Annotated in this window: 14 protein-coding genes and 1 pseudogene; 8 read left to right on the top strand and 7 right to left on the bottom strand. The window is 65.9% G+C overall.

What is annotated here, in order from left to right:
* Positions 1–81: 81 nt before the first annotated feature.
* The 5 genes and pseudogenes from HWW87_RS16215 to HWW87_RS16195 form a co-directional block, all read right to left on the bottom strand.
* The gene (locus HWW87_RS16215; protein WP_175821142.1) at positions 82–1461 is read right to left on the bottom strand and encodes an HlyD family type I secretion periplasmic adaptor subunit; all 1380 of its coding nucleotides are present in this window, start codon (positions 1459–1461) and stop codon (positions 82–84) included.
* Complete coding sequence (locus HWW87_RS16210; RefSeq protein WP_175821141.1) at positions 1458–3254, bottom strand: type I secretion system permease/ATPase; 1797 nt, start codon at positions 3252–3254, stop codon at positions 1458–1460. Before HWW87_RS16210 ends, HWW87_RS16215 begins: the two co-directional genes overlap by 4 nt.
* Complete coding sequence (locus HWW87_RS16205; protein ID WP_244107255.1) at positions 3254–4612, bottom strand: TolC family outer membrane protein; 1359 nt, start codon at positions 4610–4612, stop codon at positions 3254–3256. The genes HWW87_RS16210 and HWW87_RS16205 overlap by 1 nt, the downstream gene beginning before the upstream one ends.
* A 150-nt stretch (positions 4613–4762) precedes the next feature.
* Positions 4763–5143, bottom strand: coding sequence for a hypothetical protein (locus HWW87_RS16200; protein WP_175820731.1), 381 nt, complete (start codon positions 5141–5143; stop codon positions 4763–4765).
* A pseudogene (locus HWW87_RS16195) lies at positions 5104–5354 on the bottom strand (HD domain-containing phosphohydrolase); the annotation flags it as partial. The gene HWW87_RS16200 and the pseudogene HWW87_RS16195, both read right to left, overlap by 40 nt.
* A 92-nt stretch (positions 5355–5446) precedes the next feature.
* On the opposite strand from HWW87_RS16195, the gene HWW87_RS16190 reads away from it, so the two are divergent.
* The 3 genes from HWW87_RS16190 (at position 5447) to HWW87_RS16180 (ending at position 8843) form a co-directional block, all read left to right on the top strand.
* Positions 5447–6571, top strand: coding sequence for a helix-turn-helix domain-containing protein (locus HWW87_RS16190; RefSeq protein WP_244107254.1), 1125 nt, complete (start codon positions 5447–5449; stop codon positions 6569–6571).
* 78 nt (positions 6572–6649) lie between these two features.
* Positions 6650–7588, top strand: coding sequence for a transporter (locus tag HWW87_RS16185; protein ID WP_175821138.1), 939 nt, complete (start codon positions 6650–6652; stop codon positions 7586–7588).
* A gap of 22 nt (positions 7589–7610) precedes the next feature.
* Positions 7611–8843, top strand: coding sequence for an MFS transporter (locus HWW87_RS16180; RefSeq protein WP_175821137.1), 1233 nt, complete (start codon positions 7611–7613; stop codon positions 8841–8843).
* A 53-nt stretch (positions 8844–8896) separates the two neighbouring features.
* Here HWW87_RS16180 and HWW87_RS16175 read toward each other — a convergent pair whose 3' ends face one another.
* Positions 8897–9949: an RNA-guided endonuclease TnpB family protein gene (locus HWW87_RS16175; RefSeq protein ID WP_175821136.1), complete on the bottom strand. Its 1053-nt coding sequence runs from the start codon at positions 9947–9949 to the stop codon at positions 8897–8899.
* Positions 9950–10041: 92 nt separating this feature from the next.
* On the opposite strand from HWW87_RS16175, the gene HWW87_RS16170 reads away from it, so the two are divergent.
* The 4 genes from HWW87_RS16170 (at position 10042) to HWW87_RS16155 (ending at position 14381) form a co-directional block, all read left to right on the top strand.
* Positions 10042–11499, top strand: coding sequence for an amidase (locus HWW87_RS16170; RefSeq protein WP_175821489.1), 1458 nt, complete (start codon positions 10042–10044; stop codon positions 11497–11499).
* A gap of 395 nt (positions 11500–11894) precedes the next feature.
* Positions 11895–12491: a TetR family transcriptional regulator gene (locus HWW87_RS16165; protein WP_175821135.1), complete on the top strand. Its 597-nt coding sequence runs from the start codon at positions 11895–11897 to the stop codon at positions 12489–12491.
* Between the two features lie 49 nt (positions 12492–12540).
* Entirely contained in the window at positions 12541–14022 is a 1482-nt protein-coding gene (locus tag HWW87_RS16160) for an MFS transporter (RefSeq protein ID WP_175821134.1), read from the top strand.
* A 50-nt stretch (positions 14023–14072) separates the two neighbouring features.
* On the top strand, positions 14073–14381 hold the full coding sequence (locus HWW87_RS16155) for an EthD family reductase (RefSeq protein WP_175821133.1): 309 nt from the start codon (positions 14073–14075) through the stop codon (positions 14379–14381).
* A 196-nt stretch (positions 14382–14577) separates the two neighbouring features.
* Here HWW87_RS16155 and HWW87_RS16150 read toward each other — a convergent pair whose 3' ends face one another.
* Positions 14578–16053 carry an HD domain-containing phosphohydrolase gene (locus HWW87_RS16150; RefSeq protein ID WP_175821132.1) on the bottom strand — a complete coding sequence of 492 codons (1476 nt, stop codon included), beginning with the start codon at positions 16051–16053 and terminating at the stop codon, positions 14578–14580.
* Here HWW87_RS16150 and HWW87_RS36965 point away from each other — a divergent pair.
* Positions 15952–16332, top strand: a complete 381-nt coding sequence (locus HWW87_RS36965; protein WP_208449950.1) for a hypothetical protein — start codon at positions 15952–15954, stop codon at positions 16330–16332. The two genes, HWW87_RS16150 and HWW87_RS36965, sit on opposite strands and share 102 nt — an antisense overlap.
* Positions 16333–16342 lie beyond the last annotated feature (10 nt).

Below are 16342 nucleotides of genomic sequence, written 5' to 3'. Positions count from 1 at the left end.
AAAAAACTTTTTCCAAACCGATGAAATTTAGATTGTGGTGCGGAAAATACAAAGTGTACTTTCTTGCATAGCGCTGCAAAACTAATCCCGCATGGATTTACGAATCCCGTCCCTGACCGGCTCGAGCAGATAATCGAAGGCCGAGCGCGAATGCGTGCGGATGTACACCTCGGTCCGGAGCCCAGGCCCGAGCGCGACCGGCTCCTTGGCGAGACGGTTGGCCTTCTCCAGTGCCTGCGCCGGCACCTCAACCCGTACCACGTAGAAACGCGTGCGCTTATCGCTGTCGGTCAGCGCGTCAGCCGAAATGTAAGTGACCTTGCCGTCGAGCATCGGCGTGGTGCGCGAGTTGTAGGCCGTCAATCGAACGTCAGCATGGCTTCCCGGCGCTATCTCGCGCACGTCGTCCGGCCGGATGTTCGCTTCCACGATCAGCGGAGCATTTGCCGGGACGACGTCGACGATCGGCTCACGAGGCGCGATCACCGCGCCGATCGTATGCACCTTCAAGCCAACGATCACGCCTGCAACGGGTGCGGTCACGCGGGTCCGGGCAGACTGATCGCGGACCGGACGAAGCCGCTCACCGATCTGGATTGCGCGTGTGGCGGCTTCCTTCAGCTCGTCGTCGGCCGCCTTCACGTAGTCGTGACGCAGCGCGGCGATGCGAAGTTCGAGATCGGTCTGCCGCTGTTTCGCGCGGCTCAGATCGGCGGCGCTGGACTGGACGCGCGAGAGTGCGTCGGCCTCCGTGCGCTGCAAATCGAGCACCTTCGTTTCGGCAACGAAGCCCTCCTGCTGCAATGTTTCGTTCGTCCGACGCTGCTGGCGTGCCATGTCATAGCTGCGGTTCATCGTCTGAATCAACTGCGAACTGATAGCGATTTCCTGACGGGTCTGCGCCAGTTCGGTGCGCAGCATCGCGCTCTGGTCGATGAACGCACGCCTGCGTGCGATGAACAGCGAGGACTCGCGCGCCAGCAATTCAGCAATGCGCGGATCGTCGCGCTGTTGTTCGAGCGCAGCCGGGAACGCCAGCGTTTCCTTCAGCTCACGCTCGGCCAACAGTCGCGCAATCTTCGCTTGTTCCGCGTCGGATTGCGCCTGCAACGCAGACAATTCGGCCGCCGGGCTCACGTTGTCGAGCACCACCAGTACTTGGTCGGCCTTCACGCGATCGCCATCCCGGACCAGAATTTCTTTCACGATCCCACCTTCCAGATGCTGCACCGTTTTGCGTTCGCCTTCAGTGCGCACCGAACCTTCCGCGACGACGGCACCGGAAATCGGCGCGAGCGCGCCCCATACCCACATCAAACTCAGACCGACAACAACACCGGCAACGCTGACGCCGATCAACCGGCGCGGCAGCGACAGCCCGCTGTCCTCGGATGCCGCGGAATCCGGCCACCATCGCTTCACGGCTTCGCTCACTCGACGCAACGACAGGATCCTTCTCATCGGTTGCCATCCGTCGCTAGTTCAAGCGTCGGCACTTTGGCCGCCTGCAGCGCGGACCGGCTCACCTGCAGCGCAGCGAGATCGATATCCGGTGGCAAGCCGCTTGTTTCCTCGGGCGGCCCATTGCCTGAGTGCGAACCGCGGTCGGCCCTCTCGGGTCTGGGCGGCGTTTCAAGCTGTTCCATTCGCCCATCCTTCAGCCGCAAGATTTGGTCTGCCAGCGCGAGCAGTGACGGCCGGTGGGTGACGGCGATGATGGTCATTCCATCAGCCCTCAGTTGGCGCAGAACGCGGTCGAGCACCACTTCGCCCAAGGTGTCGAGACTCGCGTTGGGTTCGTCCAGCAGCAACACGGCAGGCTCTCCGTACAAAGCACGCGCGAGGGCGATGCGTTGGCGCTGGCCGCCGGACAACAGCTCTCCCGCGTCACCGATCAGCGTCTCGTATCCATCGGGGAGATTCAAGATCATCTCGTGAACCTCCGCGCGCTGCGCCGCGCGCACGATCGTGGCCGAATCGAGCGGGAGCGGCTTCGCGGTCCGGCCAATGTTTTCCGCGACGGTGCCTGCGAACAGCTCGACGTCCTGCGGTACGTACCCGAGATACCGGCCCAGGGACGATCGTGGCCACTGCGTTATGTCGGCGCCGTCCAACCTCACCGCACCTGCCTGTGGACGCCAGAGCCCCGCGATGACCCGCAGCAACGTCGATTTGCCGGATGCGCTGGGCCCCGTGATCACGAGCGTCTGGCCCGCGGCCAGCGTAAAATTGATGCCGCGCAGCAGCAGCCGTCCCAGACCGGGCGTTCGCGACGGCACGCTGAACGCGATCTGCTCGGCCCGGATTTCACCGGTTGGCGGTGGCAACGCGATCGGTTCAGCCTCGGTCTGAGCGACCAGCAGTGCCTCCAGACGAGGCCACGCCTCGCGCAGTTCGCCGGCCTGCCTCCAGTTGCCAAGCAACTGTTCGATCGGCGCCAACGCCTTGCCGAGCAGGATGGTCGTGGCCAGCATCACGCCCGGCGTCGCGTGGCCCGCTATCACGAGCCACGCGCCGGCGGCCATCATGATCACCTGGATCGCCTGCCGCAGTCCCTTGGTCAAGTCGCGATAGAACGCGCTGCGATCCGACACGTCGCGTTGCGCGGCGATGTAGTCGCGCTTGCGCACATCCCAGGCGCCCACTAGGTTTTCCGTCATGCCGAGTACAGTCATGACTTCGGCATTACGGATGAGGTGCTGGTAGAACACATCACCCTCCCTCTGCTGCGTGAGGTAAGACTCGATCCCCTTGCGCGTGAGCCGATCATTGACCAGCGCGACACTCACCAACAGCAGTGCGCTGAGCACCGCAATCAGTGCCAAAGACCAATGAAAGAGGCCGATGACGACTACGTAGACTACCAGCCAAGGCGCATCGAAAAACGCAATCACGCCGGACCCTGCGAGAAACGCCCGCAGCGTATTGATGTCACCCTGACTCGCGAGCGCGCGTGACGGCAGCCGATAAGCGTGAGCGGAAATTTGCGCCTGCAACGCGAGTCGCTCGAGCCGGTTGCCGATTCGCACACCCAGGTCCGACAAGATCCGGCTGCGGGCAATATCGACGCCGATGTTCATCCCAAGTGCGATCGCCATGAAGGCCATCAACATCAGCAGCGTTTGAATGCTCTGGCTCGGCAGCACGCGGTCGTAGACCTGAAGCAGGTAGATGGTCGGCGTCAGTAGCAGCAGATTCGACGCGATACCGAATGCGGCCGCGATCACCAGATGGCGCCTGATGAGTTGATACATCAGTGTCCTCCCGATGCGCCGGAGCCCGGAGTGAGGGCAGGCGTGTGCTCGACCAGCATCGTATCGAGTGCCGCAAGGTCGGCCTCGCCGAGGTCGGCGGTGCTCGCTTTCAGCTTCAGCGCTTGGGCGAGCGTTTCCGTACGGGCACGCGCGAAATCGCGCTGGGCCCGGTAGAGCTTGTCGCCTGCGTCGAGCACGTCAGCATTCACACGAACGCCGACCCGGTAGCCGGTCTGATTCGACCGCAACGCGACCGTGGCTGACCGCACTGCGCTCGCCAGCGCATCGGTCTGCGCCAGTCCCCGCGTAACGCCTAAATACGCGTCGTGGGCCGTGAGCCGGGCGCTGCGCTGGGCGTCGTCCAGATCTTCTCGGGCCTTATCCTCCAGTGCGAGCGCTTCGCGAATCTTGCTGCGGGTCATCAGGCCGTCGGTCAGCGGCAACGAGATCTGAATGCCGACATAGCCGGAGCTGCCCCGGCTCGCGCCCGTGTAGAAGTTCGTCTGCCCGTTGATAAACGCCGCGTTGCCGTTGCTGGCGTTGCCGACCAGCGAGACGGTGGGAAAGTCACCGGCGCGCGCCTTGCTTCGCTCGCGGTTGGCGAGCTGGATCGCGATCATTTTTCGACGCACTCCGTAATCCGCGGTGGCGGCCGTGTCCATCCACTGTTGCAGGTCTGCGGGCGACACGGGCGGAAGACGCGCATCGTCGCGCCATCCGTCTACTCCGTCGACAGGATGGCCGACAATCTTCTGGAGCGCCGCGTAGCTGGTATCGCGTTGCGTTTGCGCGGCGACTTCATCGGCTCGCGCGGCATCAAAGCCGGCCACTGCCTCGTTCGTATCCACGATGGTCGCATCGCCCAGCGCGAAGCGGCGTCTTGCAAGCGCCAGTTGTTCCGCGACGGCCTTGCGGTGGCCGATCGCGAGCGCGAGGTCGTCCTGTGCATTCAGCGCGGCCAGATAGGCCTGGGCAACGCGAAGGAGCAAGTCCTGCTTCGCTTGCGCCAACGCAAGATCGGCATCCATCGCAAAGAGTTGGCCTTGCTGCCAGTTTTCCCAAGCAGCCCAATTGAAGAGAGGCTGGTTCAGCGTCAGGGTGAAACCGTTGGTCGAATAGCCGGGTATGGTTTGCCCTGGAATCCGCACACCATTGCGATAGATCACCTGCTGGATGCCAACTTGCGGCAGGAGTCCCGCCCGCCCTTGAGGCGCTTTTTCGATGCCCGCACGCCAACTGGCCTCTGCGCTCCTGTACGCGGCATCTTGAGCGAGCGCTTCGCTGGCTAGATTCTCCAGACCCGACGCGTCTGCGGTCGCCGCCACCGTGATTGCGAGTAGACACGAAAGTGCGTTCAAGGCATTGCGCGCAGCGCGCCGACGGCGCCCGACCTCGCGGTTGGATTCCCGTGATATGCCCCCTGCTCTTTGGCCGTGCCGACTGCAGCTGCTCATTGTTTTCCTTTATTCGCACATCCACTGCAGTTGAGTCGAGCGCAAACGTTTGCCTTACTGAGCACAGTTGCACGTCACATTGCAGATCGTTTTGAGTGTATAAAAGACAGGACTTGATGGAAATCGGACGGGTCTGAATTTCTTCCCAGCGCCGACTTTCGACTGCGGATTCGATTTCCCATAGACTGAGCTCACCGCATTGCCGATTGCTTCGCGGATTTTTTCCGCTAGGCTGCACAGTCCGTTTTTCGCGCGAAAGCGCGGGCGATGGACCACTGGCGGCTGGCGTATCTCGGCATGCGGCATTTCCCGCATGAACTGACCGAATTCGAGCTCAACACCTGCTTTACGTTCTCCGCCCGTCATGAGTGCGGCCACCACTTCGCCGCATAGCCAGCCGCGCGCCACGGACGCGCCGAGCGCAACGCGACCCACGCCAGCGACGCCGCCAGCACGCGCGCTTCCAGCGTCAGCGCCGCATCGCGCGCGCCGCGAAAATAGCCCGAACCGTCCTGCCGTTCGTAGGCGTAACAGCGGCTTCGCCGAGCACGCCGGTCTGCCTGCCTGCGCGCTCGGTCCAGTACGGCACGAGTCGCACCTTTTCCCAGGCGCTCGCGGGCAGCCGCGTCGGCAGATTCCACACGTCGATTCCCCGTTGGGCGTTCCGCTCCCGCTTACGTGTCCTTGCGGCTTCGGGCGCCACAAAGCGGTCGGTGCGGACGCCATGCCGGATCATGCGTGCCCGACGCGTCGTCCGCGGCGGAGCCTCACCCACGGCCCCGGGTAAAAACGCATTGCCAACCGGAATTTGTGTGCGCATTGTCGGCGGACTCGTCCACCGCCCCACTCGCCATGCATCCCGCTCCGCAGCCGTCCGCCGCATGCCTTGTCGACACCGTGCCTAACGCGCTGCCGTTGATCCGGCGCTTCGCCAGCCAGGATGTCGATACCCACGCGGAATACACGCACGGCTGGTCGATCCGGCTCGATCAACTGTCGCCCGGGCCGTTCCATGGCACGCTGCACGAAATCCGCTTCGACGGCATGCAGTTGCTGCGCGAACGCGTGAACCGTGCGCTGCTCAAGCGCGGCGACCAGTGCGCCGGCAGGACGTCGTTCAGCATCCCGCTGGAAACCGCCGGCGCCGGCTTCTGCGGCGGCGCGCCGCTGCGCGACAAGGCCTTGCTCGTCTCCGGCGGCACCTCGCTGCCAGAGCTGCGCACACCCGACCATCAGGACGTCGTGCTGTTGACGGTGCCCAACGACACACTGGATCAGCTAGCGTGGCTCGGCAATCGGGACGAAGACGGCGACGGTGTACCGTCGAGCGAAACCCGCATCCTGCGGGTGCCCGCTGCGCGCCATGACGCGCTGACATCGTTGCTGGTGGCCGGCTTCGGGGCGGCCGACACGCCGGAGCGCCCGCTCGCGCGGCCGCAAACGCGCAAGACGCTGCGCGACGCCATCCTGGTCGAACTCGTGCACGCGATGGAGGCGTCCGGCCACCCCATCCGGCTCGATCCGTCCGCGCGCCGCCGCGTGGTCGATCGCGTGCGCGAACTCGTCGCGTCGCGGCCCGGTGTGCCGCTGACGGTGCTCGACGTGTGTCGCGAAGTCGGCGCGAGCCGGCGCAAACTGCAGTATTGCTTCGAGGAAATCCTCGGTACGCACCCCGCGTGGTACCTGCGCGTGCTGCGGCTGAACGCGGTGCGTCGCGAACTGCGCGAGCATTCCCCCTCGAGCGCATCGGTCAGCGACGTCGCGTGCCGCTGGGGCTTCTGGCACCTGAGCCGGTTCGCGTCGCACTACCGGGAACTGTTCGGCGAACTACCGTCCGACACGCTCAAACGCCCGCCACGATAATTACCAAAAGCGGATAACGCCCCGGATTTTGACGTTCCTAGACTCCGTACACATTTCAACTGTACGGGGAACGGCACGATGGAAATCCTCAGACGTCCGCACGGCGTGCGGCGCTGCCGCACACGCACCACCGCCGTCGCGATCGGCGCATTGGCGGCCATGCTCGCGTGCAATACCGCCCGGGCGCTCGAAAACGACGGCCCGATCACGCCGTTCGGCGTATTCGATTTCGGCGCGGGCATCACACCGCCGCCCACGCCGAACGGCACGCTCGCCACACGCTTCGCGTACTACTCGACCCGCACGATCCGCAACGGCGGCAACGCCGACTTCTCGCTGACGGTCGCGTCGTGGAGCGCCGCATATATCCGGATGACGAACGCGAAACTGTTCGGCGCGAACGTCGGCTTCGGCGCGATCGTCCCGTTCCTGAACCTGAACGGACACGTGAACGTGCCGACGCCCGCGGGCACCCTCGCGATGTCCGCCAATCCGACCAACATCGGCGATGCGGACTTCCAGCCGCTGATCCTCGCATGGACATCGCCGAACCTGTTCGTCAACGTCGCACTGCAGGTGCAGGCGCCGACGGGCGCGTATCGCGCCACCCGTCTCTTCAATCCCGGCGTCAACCACTGGACCTTCTCGCCGATCATCGGCGCGACCTACATCACCGACGGCGGATTCGAAATCTCGACCAGCATCGAGATCGATCAGAACACGACCAACCACGCAACGAACTATCGCAGCGGCACCGGGTTCCGCCAGGAATTCGCGATCGGCCAGCACATCGGCCCGTTCACCGCCGGCCTCGGCGGTTACATCGAGCGGCAGTTGAGCAACGACCACGGCCCGAACATCGACGGAAACCGCGCGCGCGTGAATGCGCTGGGCCCGGCGATCAGCTACGTCGAGCCGGGCAGGCCCGCGGTATGGCTGCATGCCTACAAGGAATTCGGCGCGCAAAACCGCGCGCAGGGGTACCAGATCGCGCTACGTGCCGCGCTGTCGTTCTGATGTTCCGCTTCGGGAGCTGTCGATGAATCCGCTTTCTTCAACGCAATCCGCGCCTGCCTATACGCGTGCCGCCCGACAGGCCGGCGCAAGCCAGGGCGCCGTGCTGCTGCTCGGCAGCAGCCTCACCGTGATGGGCGCGGTCATGATCGCGCCGATCCTGCCGAAACTCGCGGCCGAATTCGTGCCGGCCGACCCGCGGCTGGCCGCGCTCGTCCCGCTCGTCGCGACGGGCCCCGCCCTCGCGATCGCGCTGTGCGCGCCGCTCGCCGGCTGGCTGGCCGATCGCGTCGGACGCAAGATGCTGCTGGTGCTCGCGACGCTCGTGTACGGGCTCGTCGGCGCCGCGCCGGCGTGGCTCGACAGCCTCACCGCGATCCTCGTCTGCCGGTTCGCGCTCGGCGCCGCGGAAGCGTGCGTGATGACCTGCTGCACGACGCTGATCGGCGATTACTGGCATGGCGAACAACGGGTGCGCTACGTCAATCGGCAAGTCATTACGATCGGTATCGTCGGCACGGTGTTTTTCGTGCTCGGCGGCGCGGCCGGCGAGCACGCGTGGCGCTATCCGTTCTATCTCTACCTGTTGCCGATCCTGCTCGTGCCGGCGATGGCGACCGTGCTGTGGGAACCGCTGCGCGACGGTCAGCCCGCCGAGCCGGGCGACAACGGCACGCCGCTGGCCGACGGCACGCTTGGGCCGACGCTCGCGGTCGGCTACGGGCTGATCTGCATCGGCATGGTCAGCTCGTTCGTGGTGCCGGTGCAGATGCCGCAGCTGATGGTCGACATCGGGCAGCGCTCGTCGACGCTGATCGGCGCGGTCGCGGGCGTCGGCCTGCTGTCGACGCTGGCCGGCTCGATCGCGTGGCCGTGGTTGCGCGACGCGCTCGGCCGCCGCTTCGTCAACGTCGTGCTCCTGGCGCTGCTCGCGGCGGGCCTGACGCTGCTGGCCCGCGCGCATACGGTGCCGGCCATCGTCGTGGCGGTCGTGATTCACGGCTTCGGCGGCGGCATGCTGGTGCCCAATGCCATCCTGCCGCTGATGCGCAGGCTGTCGCTCGCGATGCGCGGCCGCGGCCTGGGCGGTTTCACGGCCGCGCTCTATCTGGGCCAGTTCGTCAGCCCGCTCGTCGTGCTGGGCTGCGCGCAGGCATTCGGCGGGCTGCGCGCGGCGGTGTTCGCGATTGCGTCGGGCACGGCCGTCACGGCGTTGTCGTGGTTGTTGCCGGCGCTTCGCCGCCGCGGCGACGCATGACCCATTCACGTTTTCCTGTTCCTGAACGATAGACCCTTGACGTCCTCCTCCGCCTAAAGGCGGAGGATTCCCACACCTGGCGATGCACGTCCGCATCGGAGAATGTTCAACGCAGCGTTGGTATCTCGATCATGCTCGGCACCACAGTCACTGCAGGTCCACTCTCTTATTCTCAGTCCCGCGATACCTTTCGGCCGCGTCGTGCTGTCTTGCGACCCGCACGCCGAACAGGACTGGGTCGAACCGCTTTCGTCGACTTCCTCGAACGTGGCCCCGTGCGTCATCGCTTTGTAGCGGAGCTTGTTTCGGAAGGACGACCAGGATGCGTCGTAGACGCTTTTCGCCATCCTGGTTCTGGCAAGTTTGACGGCAGATACGTTGCCAACCGCGATGTAATCGAAGCGCCGCACCAGATCGAGCGCGAGCTTGTACTGGAAGTCGGCACGGGCATTCGCGACCTTGGCGTGCAGCTTCGCGATATGCCGCAGGTGCTTGCGTGCTCGCTGCGCTTTCGCCAACTTTTCCGCCGCTCGCCGACCGAACCGGTCATTGGGCAGCTTCTCGCCGGTCGAAAGTGTGGCGAAGTCTTTCAGGCCGAGATCGATGCCGACGCCGGAACGGATAGGTCGGGCCAGAACATCCGGCATCTCGATCACGATGTTGAGAAACCAGTTGCCGCGCGCATCCTGCGCAAAGTTGGTCCCGTCCTTGATCTTGCCTTCGGGAAGCGGTCGGCTGTTGAACACGCGAGACGTGTTGCCGGCGAAACGAAACGCGTCACCCTCGCGCTTCAGGTCACGGCCCTTCAGCGGCACCCAGCCCAGAGATTTCCTGCCGCGATAGCGCAGGTAGGGCCGACGGTGCTGACTGCGCGACTTCGCATATTGCTCGCACGTCGCGTTGATCGTGCCGGAGTGGATGCCGAGTTCCTTGCTGCTGCCGGTGGTCAGCACGTTCAGGTCGAATCCTGTAGGCCACTTCTTGCCCCACTTGAACGCGTGCTTCTGCGTGTCGTTGCAGAAGTTCCAGACGTAGTTCACCGCGCGGCTCTGCTTGTTGAGCAGTCCGTTGAGCGATTTCACCCGGTAGCGGTAGACAAGAATCATGCAGGTGATCCTAACCCGTGGAAGAAGCTGCCTGTCAACAGCATTCCTTTCCTTCCCGCCATCAATGGCGGGGTTTCTCGGAGCAAATTCTGATGAAAGACTTCCAGACGCTCATCGCCACGCACGACGGCATCGCGCTCGCGGCGCTCGTCCGTGCGAAAGAAGTGAAACCCACCGAATTGCTGGACGCCGTGCTCGCCAGTCTCGACGCGCTCGACCCCACGCTGAATGCCGTGGCGGAACGACTCGACGACACGGCAAGACAGGCTGCGTCGTCCGTCACCGGGCACGAAAGCGTGCTCGCCGGCGTCCCGACGCTGATCAAGGACCTGTTCATGCCCGTGCGCGGCGCGCGGATGTCGAATGGATCGTTTTTGTTCGGCGACTACCGGCCCGACTTCGACGGCGAACTGGTGGCCCGCCTGCGGCGCGCGGGCATACCGATCGCGGGAACGTCGTTGTCGCCGGAGCTGGGCACGTCGTATTGCACGTCGTCGACGCGTTTCGGCGTCACGCGCAACCCATGGCATCCGCACGTGAGCGCCGGCGGTTCGAGCGGCGCCGCGGCGGCGCTCGTCGCCGCCCGCGTGCTGCCGTTCGCGCACGGCAACGACGGCGGCGGCTCGCTGCGGGTGCCCGCGTCCTGTTGCGGCGTATTCGGCCTGAAGCCGACGCGCGGTCGAACGCCGAATGGCCCGATGATCGGCGAAGGATGGGCCGGCATGGGCATCAACCACGCGATCACGCGCTCGGTGCGCGACAGCGCCGCGCTGCTCGACCTGACCGCGGGCGCCGATACCGGTGCGCCCTATGCAGCGCCGCATCAGGCCGACACGTTTCTCGCGGCCACACAGCGCGATCCCCGGCCGCTGAGAATCGCCGTGATCGAGCAAGCGCCGCCCTGGCCGCTTCATCCGGCATGCCGGCCCGCACTGGACCATACCGTCGCGTTGCTGCGCGCGCTCGGACATGACGTCGAGCCGCTCGACAGTCCCGTCGATTCGGCGGCGTTCTACGACCGCGTGTTCACGATCATCGGCGCACAAACGCGCGCGCTGCTCGACACGATCGGCGATCAGCGCGGCACGCCCGTGCGTGACGACGAAATCGAGGCCCGCACCCGCATCATCCTGCGCGAAAAGGGCAACGTGAGCGGCGCCGAATACGCGGGCGCAGTCGACTGGATCCATGCATTGGGCAGGACGTTCGGCCGGTTGATGGAACGCTACGACGTGTTGCTGACGCCGACGCTCGCGATGCCGCCGCAGCCGCCGGCGTCGCTCGCGACAGTGGACGACGCGCAATCGTTGAGCGACGTCATCGATCGGTCGCACCGGTTTTCGCCGTTCACCGCGTGGTTCAATGCGACTGGCCAGCCCGCGATGTCGGTGCCGCTTTACTGGGACGAGCAGGGTTTGCCGATCGGCAGCCAGTTCGCGGGGGCATTCGGCGCGGAGTCGCTGCTGTTCTCGCTCGCCGCCCAGCTCGAACGCGCCGCACCGTGGGCCGATCGTACCCCGCCGGTGTGCGTCGGGCGGCCGGGCGCGTGACCGGTCCGGTGGCTGGCGACCGGACGCGCGGCACCGGGTTGATCGTCGCGTGCCGCGCGTGCCACGATCATCGGCGCCCGGCGCAGCCGGTGTGCCAGCCGCGCGACGCGACGAACGGCGCCCCCTACCGCCCCACCAGCGGCCGCAGAATATCGCACGGAATCGACGCGATCAGCACGCAGCTGACCAGCAGGCACGCGCCAAGTGCGTAGGTACCGTTGTTGATGTTGCCGGTCATTTCCTTGGCGACGCGGGCTCGACTGATCGGATGAATCCGGGCCGTCCGCGAGGGCGGCCCTCGCCGTGCCCGGCCGACCTGCGCACATTGACATCGGAACCGATCGGTCCATATAATGAATCCAACTCTAGCACCGCATCGTTTGCGAAACCGATCAATGGCAAATCCGGCTGGCGTGGGCCGCCCCCGCGAATTCGAACTTGGTGATGCCGCGCGCGACGCGATGGACGTTTTCTGGGACCGCGGATATGAAGGTGCGTCCCTGCCCGACCTGATGGCCGGCACCGGCTTGTCGCGGGGCAGTCTGTACAAGGCGTTCGGCGACAAGAAGGCGCTGCTGCTGGCGGCGCTCGATCTGTATATGGCCGACGGGCTCAAGGCGACCGCGGACATCCTGTCGCAACCCGGCGCCGTGAAGGACGCCATTCGCGACTCGCTGCTGCGCTATGCCCGCCTGTCGGTCGGCGAGGCGGGCCGACGGGGATGTCTCGCGGTCGCGATGACCACGGAACTGGCCGCGCGCGACGCGGATGTCGCGGAACGCACCGGGCGCATGTTCCGGCGGCTGCAACAGCTTTATGCCGGTGCGATCGTTCGTGGCCAGGCGAGCGGCGAGATCGCCGAGCAGGACGAACAGGTGCTGGCGCGTTTGCTCGTCTGCCAGATCGAAGGCATGCGCGTGCTGGGGAAAACCGGGGTGCCCGAGGACGACATGCTCGCGTTGGTCGACCGTACGATGCGCATCCTCGACTGAATTTTTTTACTCAATTTGGAACCGATTGGTTCCGTATGGAGAGCCGTCCATGTCACGGAATGACCCCCTATCACCCGACCCGCGTCGCTGGGCCATGTTTTCGGTCCTGCTCGTCGGCGCGTTCCTGCCGCCGCTGGACTTCTTCATCGTCAATGTCGCGCTGCCGTCGATCCGCGCGGAATTGGGCGCCTCGTCGTCGGCCGAGCAACTCGTCATTTCATCGTATGCGGGCCTGTACGCGGTGACGCTGATCACCGGCGGACGATTGGGCGACCTGTTCGGCCGCGGGCGCGTGTTTTTCCTCGGGTTGATCGGCTTTGCGATCGCCTCGACGCTGTGCGGTCTCGCGAGCTCGCCGTGGGCGCTCATCGTCGGCCGCGCGTTGCAGGGCGTGACGGCCGCGATCATGGCGCCGCAGGCGCTCGCTTCGATCCAGGCGATCTTCCCCGAATCGGAAAAGCCGCTCGCGCTCAGCTTGTACGGCGCGGTGTTCGGTCTCGCCGCCGTGGTCGGGCAGGCACTGGGCGGAATCCTGATCTCGCTGAATCTGTTGAATCTGGGTTGGCGCACGATCTTCCTCGTCAACCTGCCGCTGGCGATTCTGGTCGTCCTGCTCGGGATTCCGCTGTTGAAGGAAACGCGTGCGCAGCATGCGCGCAAGCTCGACCTCGGCGGCACCGCACTGTCGATGCTCACGCTGGGCGCGCTGATCGTGCCGCTGATCGAGGGGCGCGAGGCAGGCTGGCCCGTATGGGCATGGGTGTCGCTGATCGCGGTGCCGGCCCTTGCCTGGTTCTTCTGGCGCTACGAGCGCCGGCTGGGCCGCCGCGGCGGCGCACCGCTGCTCGATCCGGCCGCACTGCGTGCACCAGGGCTGGGCCGAGCGTTGATGATCGCGCTGCTGCTGTACTCGATCGGCGCGTTCTTCCTGCTGTTCTCGGTGTATCTGCAGAATGCGTTGCACGTCGACGCGCTGAGCGCGGGCCTCGTGTTCTTGCCGTTCGGCGTGGGGTTCCTGCTCGGCCCGTTGTCGACGCCCTTCTGCGCACGTCTCATCGGCGCTTACGTCAATCCATTCGGCATGAGCCTGGAAATCGTCGGGCTCGTCGGCCTCGCGTGGTTGATCGATGCCACGCCGATCGGGATGCCGCTCGCTGCCGTGCCGCTCGCCGTCGTTCTCTTCGTCATCGGTTTCGGACAAGGTCTCGCGCTGCCGACGCTGATGCGCATGGTGACGGGGCGCGTCGCACCGGCGCTTTCCGGCATGATCGCCGGCATCGCCAGCTCGACGCTGCAGGTCAGCACGTCGCTCAGCGTGGCGATCATCGGCGGCATTTTCTATACGACGCTCGGCACGCGCCAGGATCCGGCGGCCATCGCACACGCGTTCATCGTCGCACTCCTGTCGATCTCGGTGTTCCTCGCTGTCGGCGCCGCGCTGGGCATCTCGTTCGCCCGCGCGCCCGCCACGCACACCTCGATGCGGGCTGCTGCCCGTCCGGGCTTCGGCCCCGAAGGCAAACGGCAGTAATCGCCCGTATCGACATTCATCGCCGTATCAGTCCGACCCGGAGGTTCTGCATGTATTTCGTCGTTTCCTATCGCCGAGCCGCGGGCACGCGATTCGATTCCCGTTACTACGTCGAGCAACACATTCCGCTGGTGGAAAAATCCTGGAAACCGTACGGACTCGACTATGTCGACGCTTTCTTCCCGGCACGTGAGGACAGCGAACTGATCGTCGTGGCGATGTGCCGCTTCAAGGACAGCGCTGCGCTGGACGCCGCATTCGCTGCCGCGGAGACGGCAGACGTCATGGCCGATATCGATGCGTTCACCGATATCGAACCCGATCGGCATATCACGGACGTGTTCTCGCGCGTGCCGTAACGGCGATCGCGCGCCGTCATGTATCGGTTCCGGCTGGTGCCATTGATAACTTGTCCGATCGCACCGCGAACGATCGGGTATCGGGATAGGCACCCGTACGCGAGACACACCACCGGAGGGGCGGGGCTTCAAAGCTCGCGCCGGCCGGGCCGTCCGTCCGCGCACACACGAAAACGAATCCGCGTCGCGGATCGCGTCAGAGCAACCCCAGCGCCGACGCCTTGAGGGTCGCCGCGGCGCGTGTCGAACATTCGAGCTTGCGGAACGCCTTCTCGACATGGGTGCGCACCGTGCTCGGACTCATCGCGAGCGCCTGCGCGACCTGCTTGTTGCTCGCGCCTCGGGAGATCGCCCGCAGGACGTCGATTTCCCGCGCGGACAGGCGCGGGCCAGCGGCCGACGCACCCGTGGCGATGCGCCGGAGCGCGGGCGGTCCGCCCGTCACGAGCGCGGCCACCACTTCGCCGCATAGCCGGCCACACGCCGCGTCTTCCTGCAACTGGCCGGCGGCGGCCGCATCGCTCAGCGCCGCGCGCCACGGACGCGCGGAGCGCAACGCGACCCACGCCAGCGACGCTGCCAGCACGCGCGCTTCCAGCGTCAGCGCCGCGTCGCGCGCGCCGCGAAAATAGCCCGAGCCGTCCTGCCGCTCGTAGGCGTACGACGCAAGCACCGCGGCTTCGCCGAGCGCGCCGGTCTGCCTGCCGGCGCGCTCGGTCCAGTACGGCACGAGTCGCACCTTTTCCCACGCGCTCGCAGGCAACCGCGTCGGCAGATTCCACACGTCGTTCGGCACCGCTGCCCTGCCGATGCCATGAATCAGTCCGGCGCGGTACACGCGTTCGCGCGCGGCCTCATCCGGCGAGAGCCGGCCGTAACACGCGGCCGCAGTCGCGGCGACCGAACGCGAAAAGCCCGTCATCCACGGCAGCTTCAGATCGATGACGTCCGCAATCAATTCGGCGGACGTCGCGCCCTGCATGTCCGGCGTGGCCAATGCGGCGTCCAGGTCGGCGGGCGCCATGTGCTCGAGCGCCGCCAGCCAGCGCGGTGCGTCGCGCGCAGCCGTCTCGACGAGCACGGCCGGATAGCGTGACCCCGCGCGTTGGCCGATCAATTCGAGGGCCCGTTCGATGCCGTACGTGCGGCTGAGCACGTCGAGGTCGCCCGCCAGCGCGACGATCGACACGGCGGGCGGCACCTGTTCGCGCACGAGCCGAGCAGGCAGCCCGTTGCCGTCCCAGGTTTCGAAAATGTGCCGCAGCGCGGTTTCCGTCGCGCTGGACAGACCGAGTATTCGCGCCACCTCGCCCGAGACTTCGCAATGAATCTGCGCGAGCGGGATCAGCGCGACACCCGCGCCGCCGATCGCTTCAGCCATGCCGGGCCGGCTCTCGAGCATCGCGGCGCGGATCGCGACGTCGTCGCCGAATACCTGCGCGAAGCCCGCCGCGTTCGCCGTGCAGCCCGACCAGCGCAACAGCGCCACCTCGCGGGCCGTGTCGCACACCGATGCATCGAATCGCGCCGCGTGCGCGAGCTCTGCCGCCAGCCAGCCGGTGCGCGGCGAATGGTCGGTCGGCTGGCCCATGCTGAGATCGCCGATGAAGGCCAGCGCGCGTACGGCGTCGCCTATGCGCAGCGGGGCGTGACGGGCTTCGGCGTCGGGCATCGGGTGGGCGGAGACATTCGCGAGGGCGGGAAAACGATCATACGCGACGGCGTCGCGGCGTGCATGAGCATGCGCGTCGGCGGCTCGCCGCGACCGCGCCGGCGCAATGTCCGCCCGCATCGGTGCGGGCAGCCGGCGGACTTCGCCATCGGACATCTGACCGATAGCGGCAGGCGCGGACGATTGCGATACTCGGCGCACAGGAGATCCGGTCGGCGCCGCATCCGAATCCGCATGGCGGACATTCTGCATGCCGGCCGGAACAACGATTCGATGTAAAAAGGAGTAC

Source organism: Burkholderia sp. BCC0419, from assembly GCF_902830285.1.
In the GTDB taxonomy this organism is placed as follows: domain Bacteria; phylum Pseudomonadota; class Gammaproteobacteria; order Burkholderiales; family Burkholderiaceae; genus Burkholderia.
The sequence above is the reverse complement of the archived record's forward strand: the minus strand, read 5'-3'. Positions and strand labels throughout refer to the sequence as shown.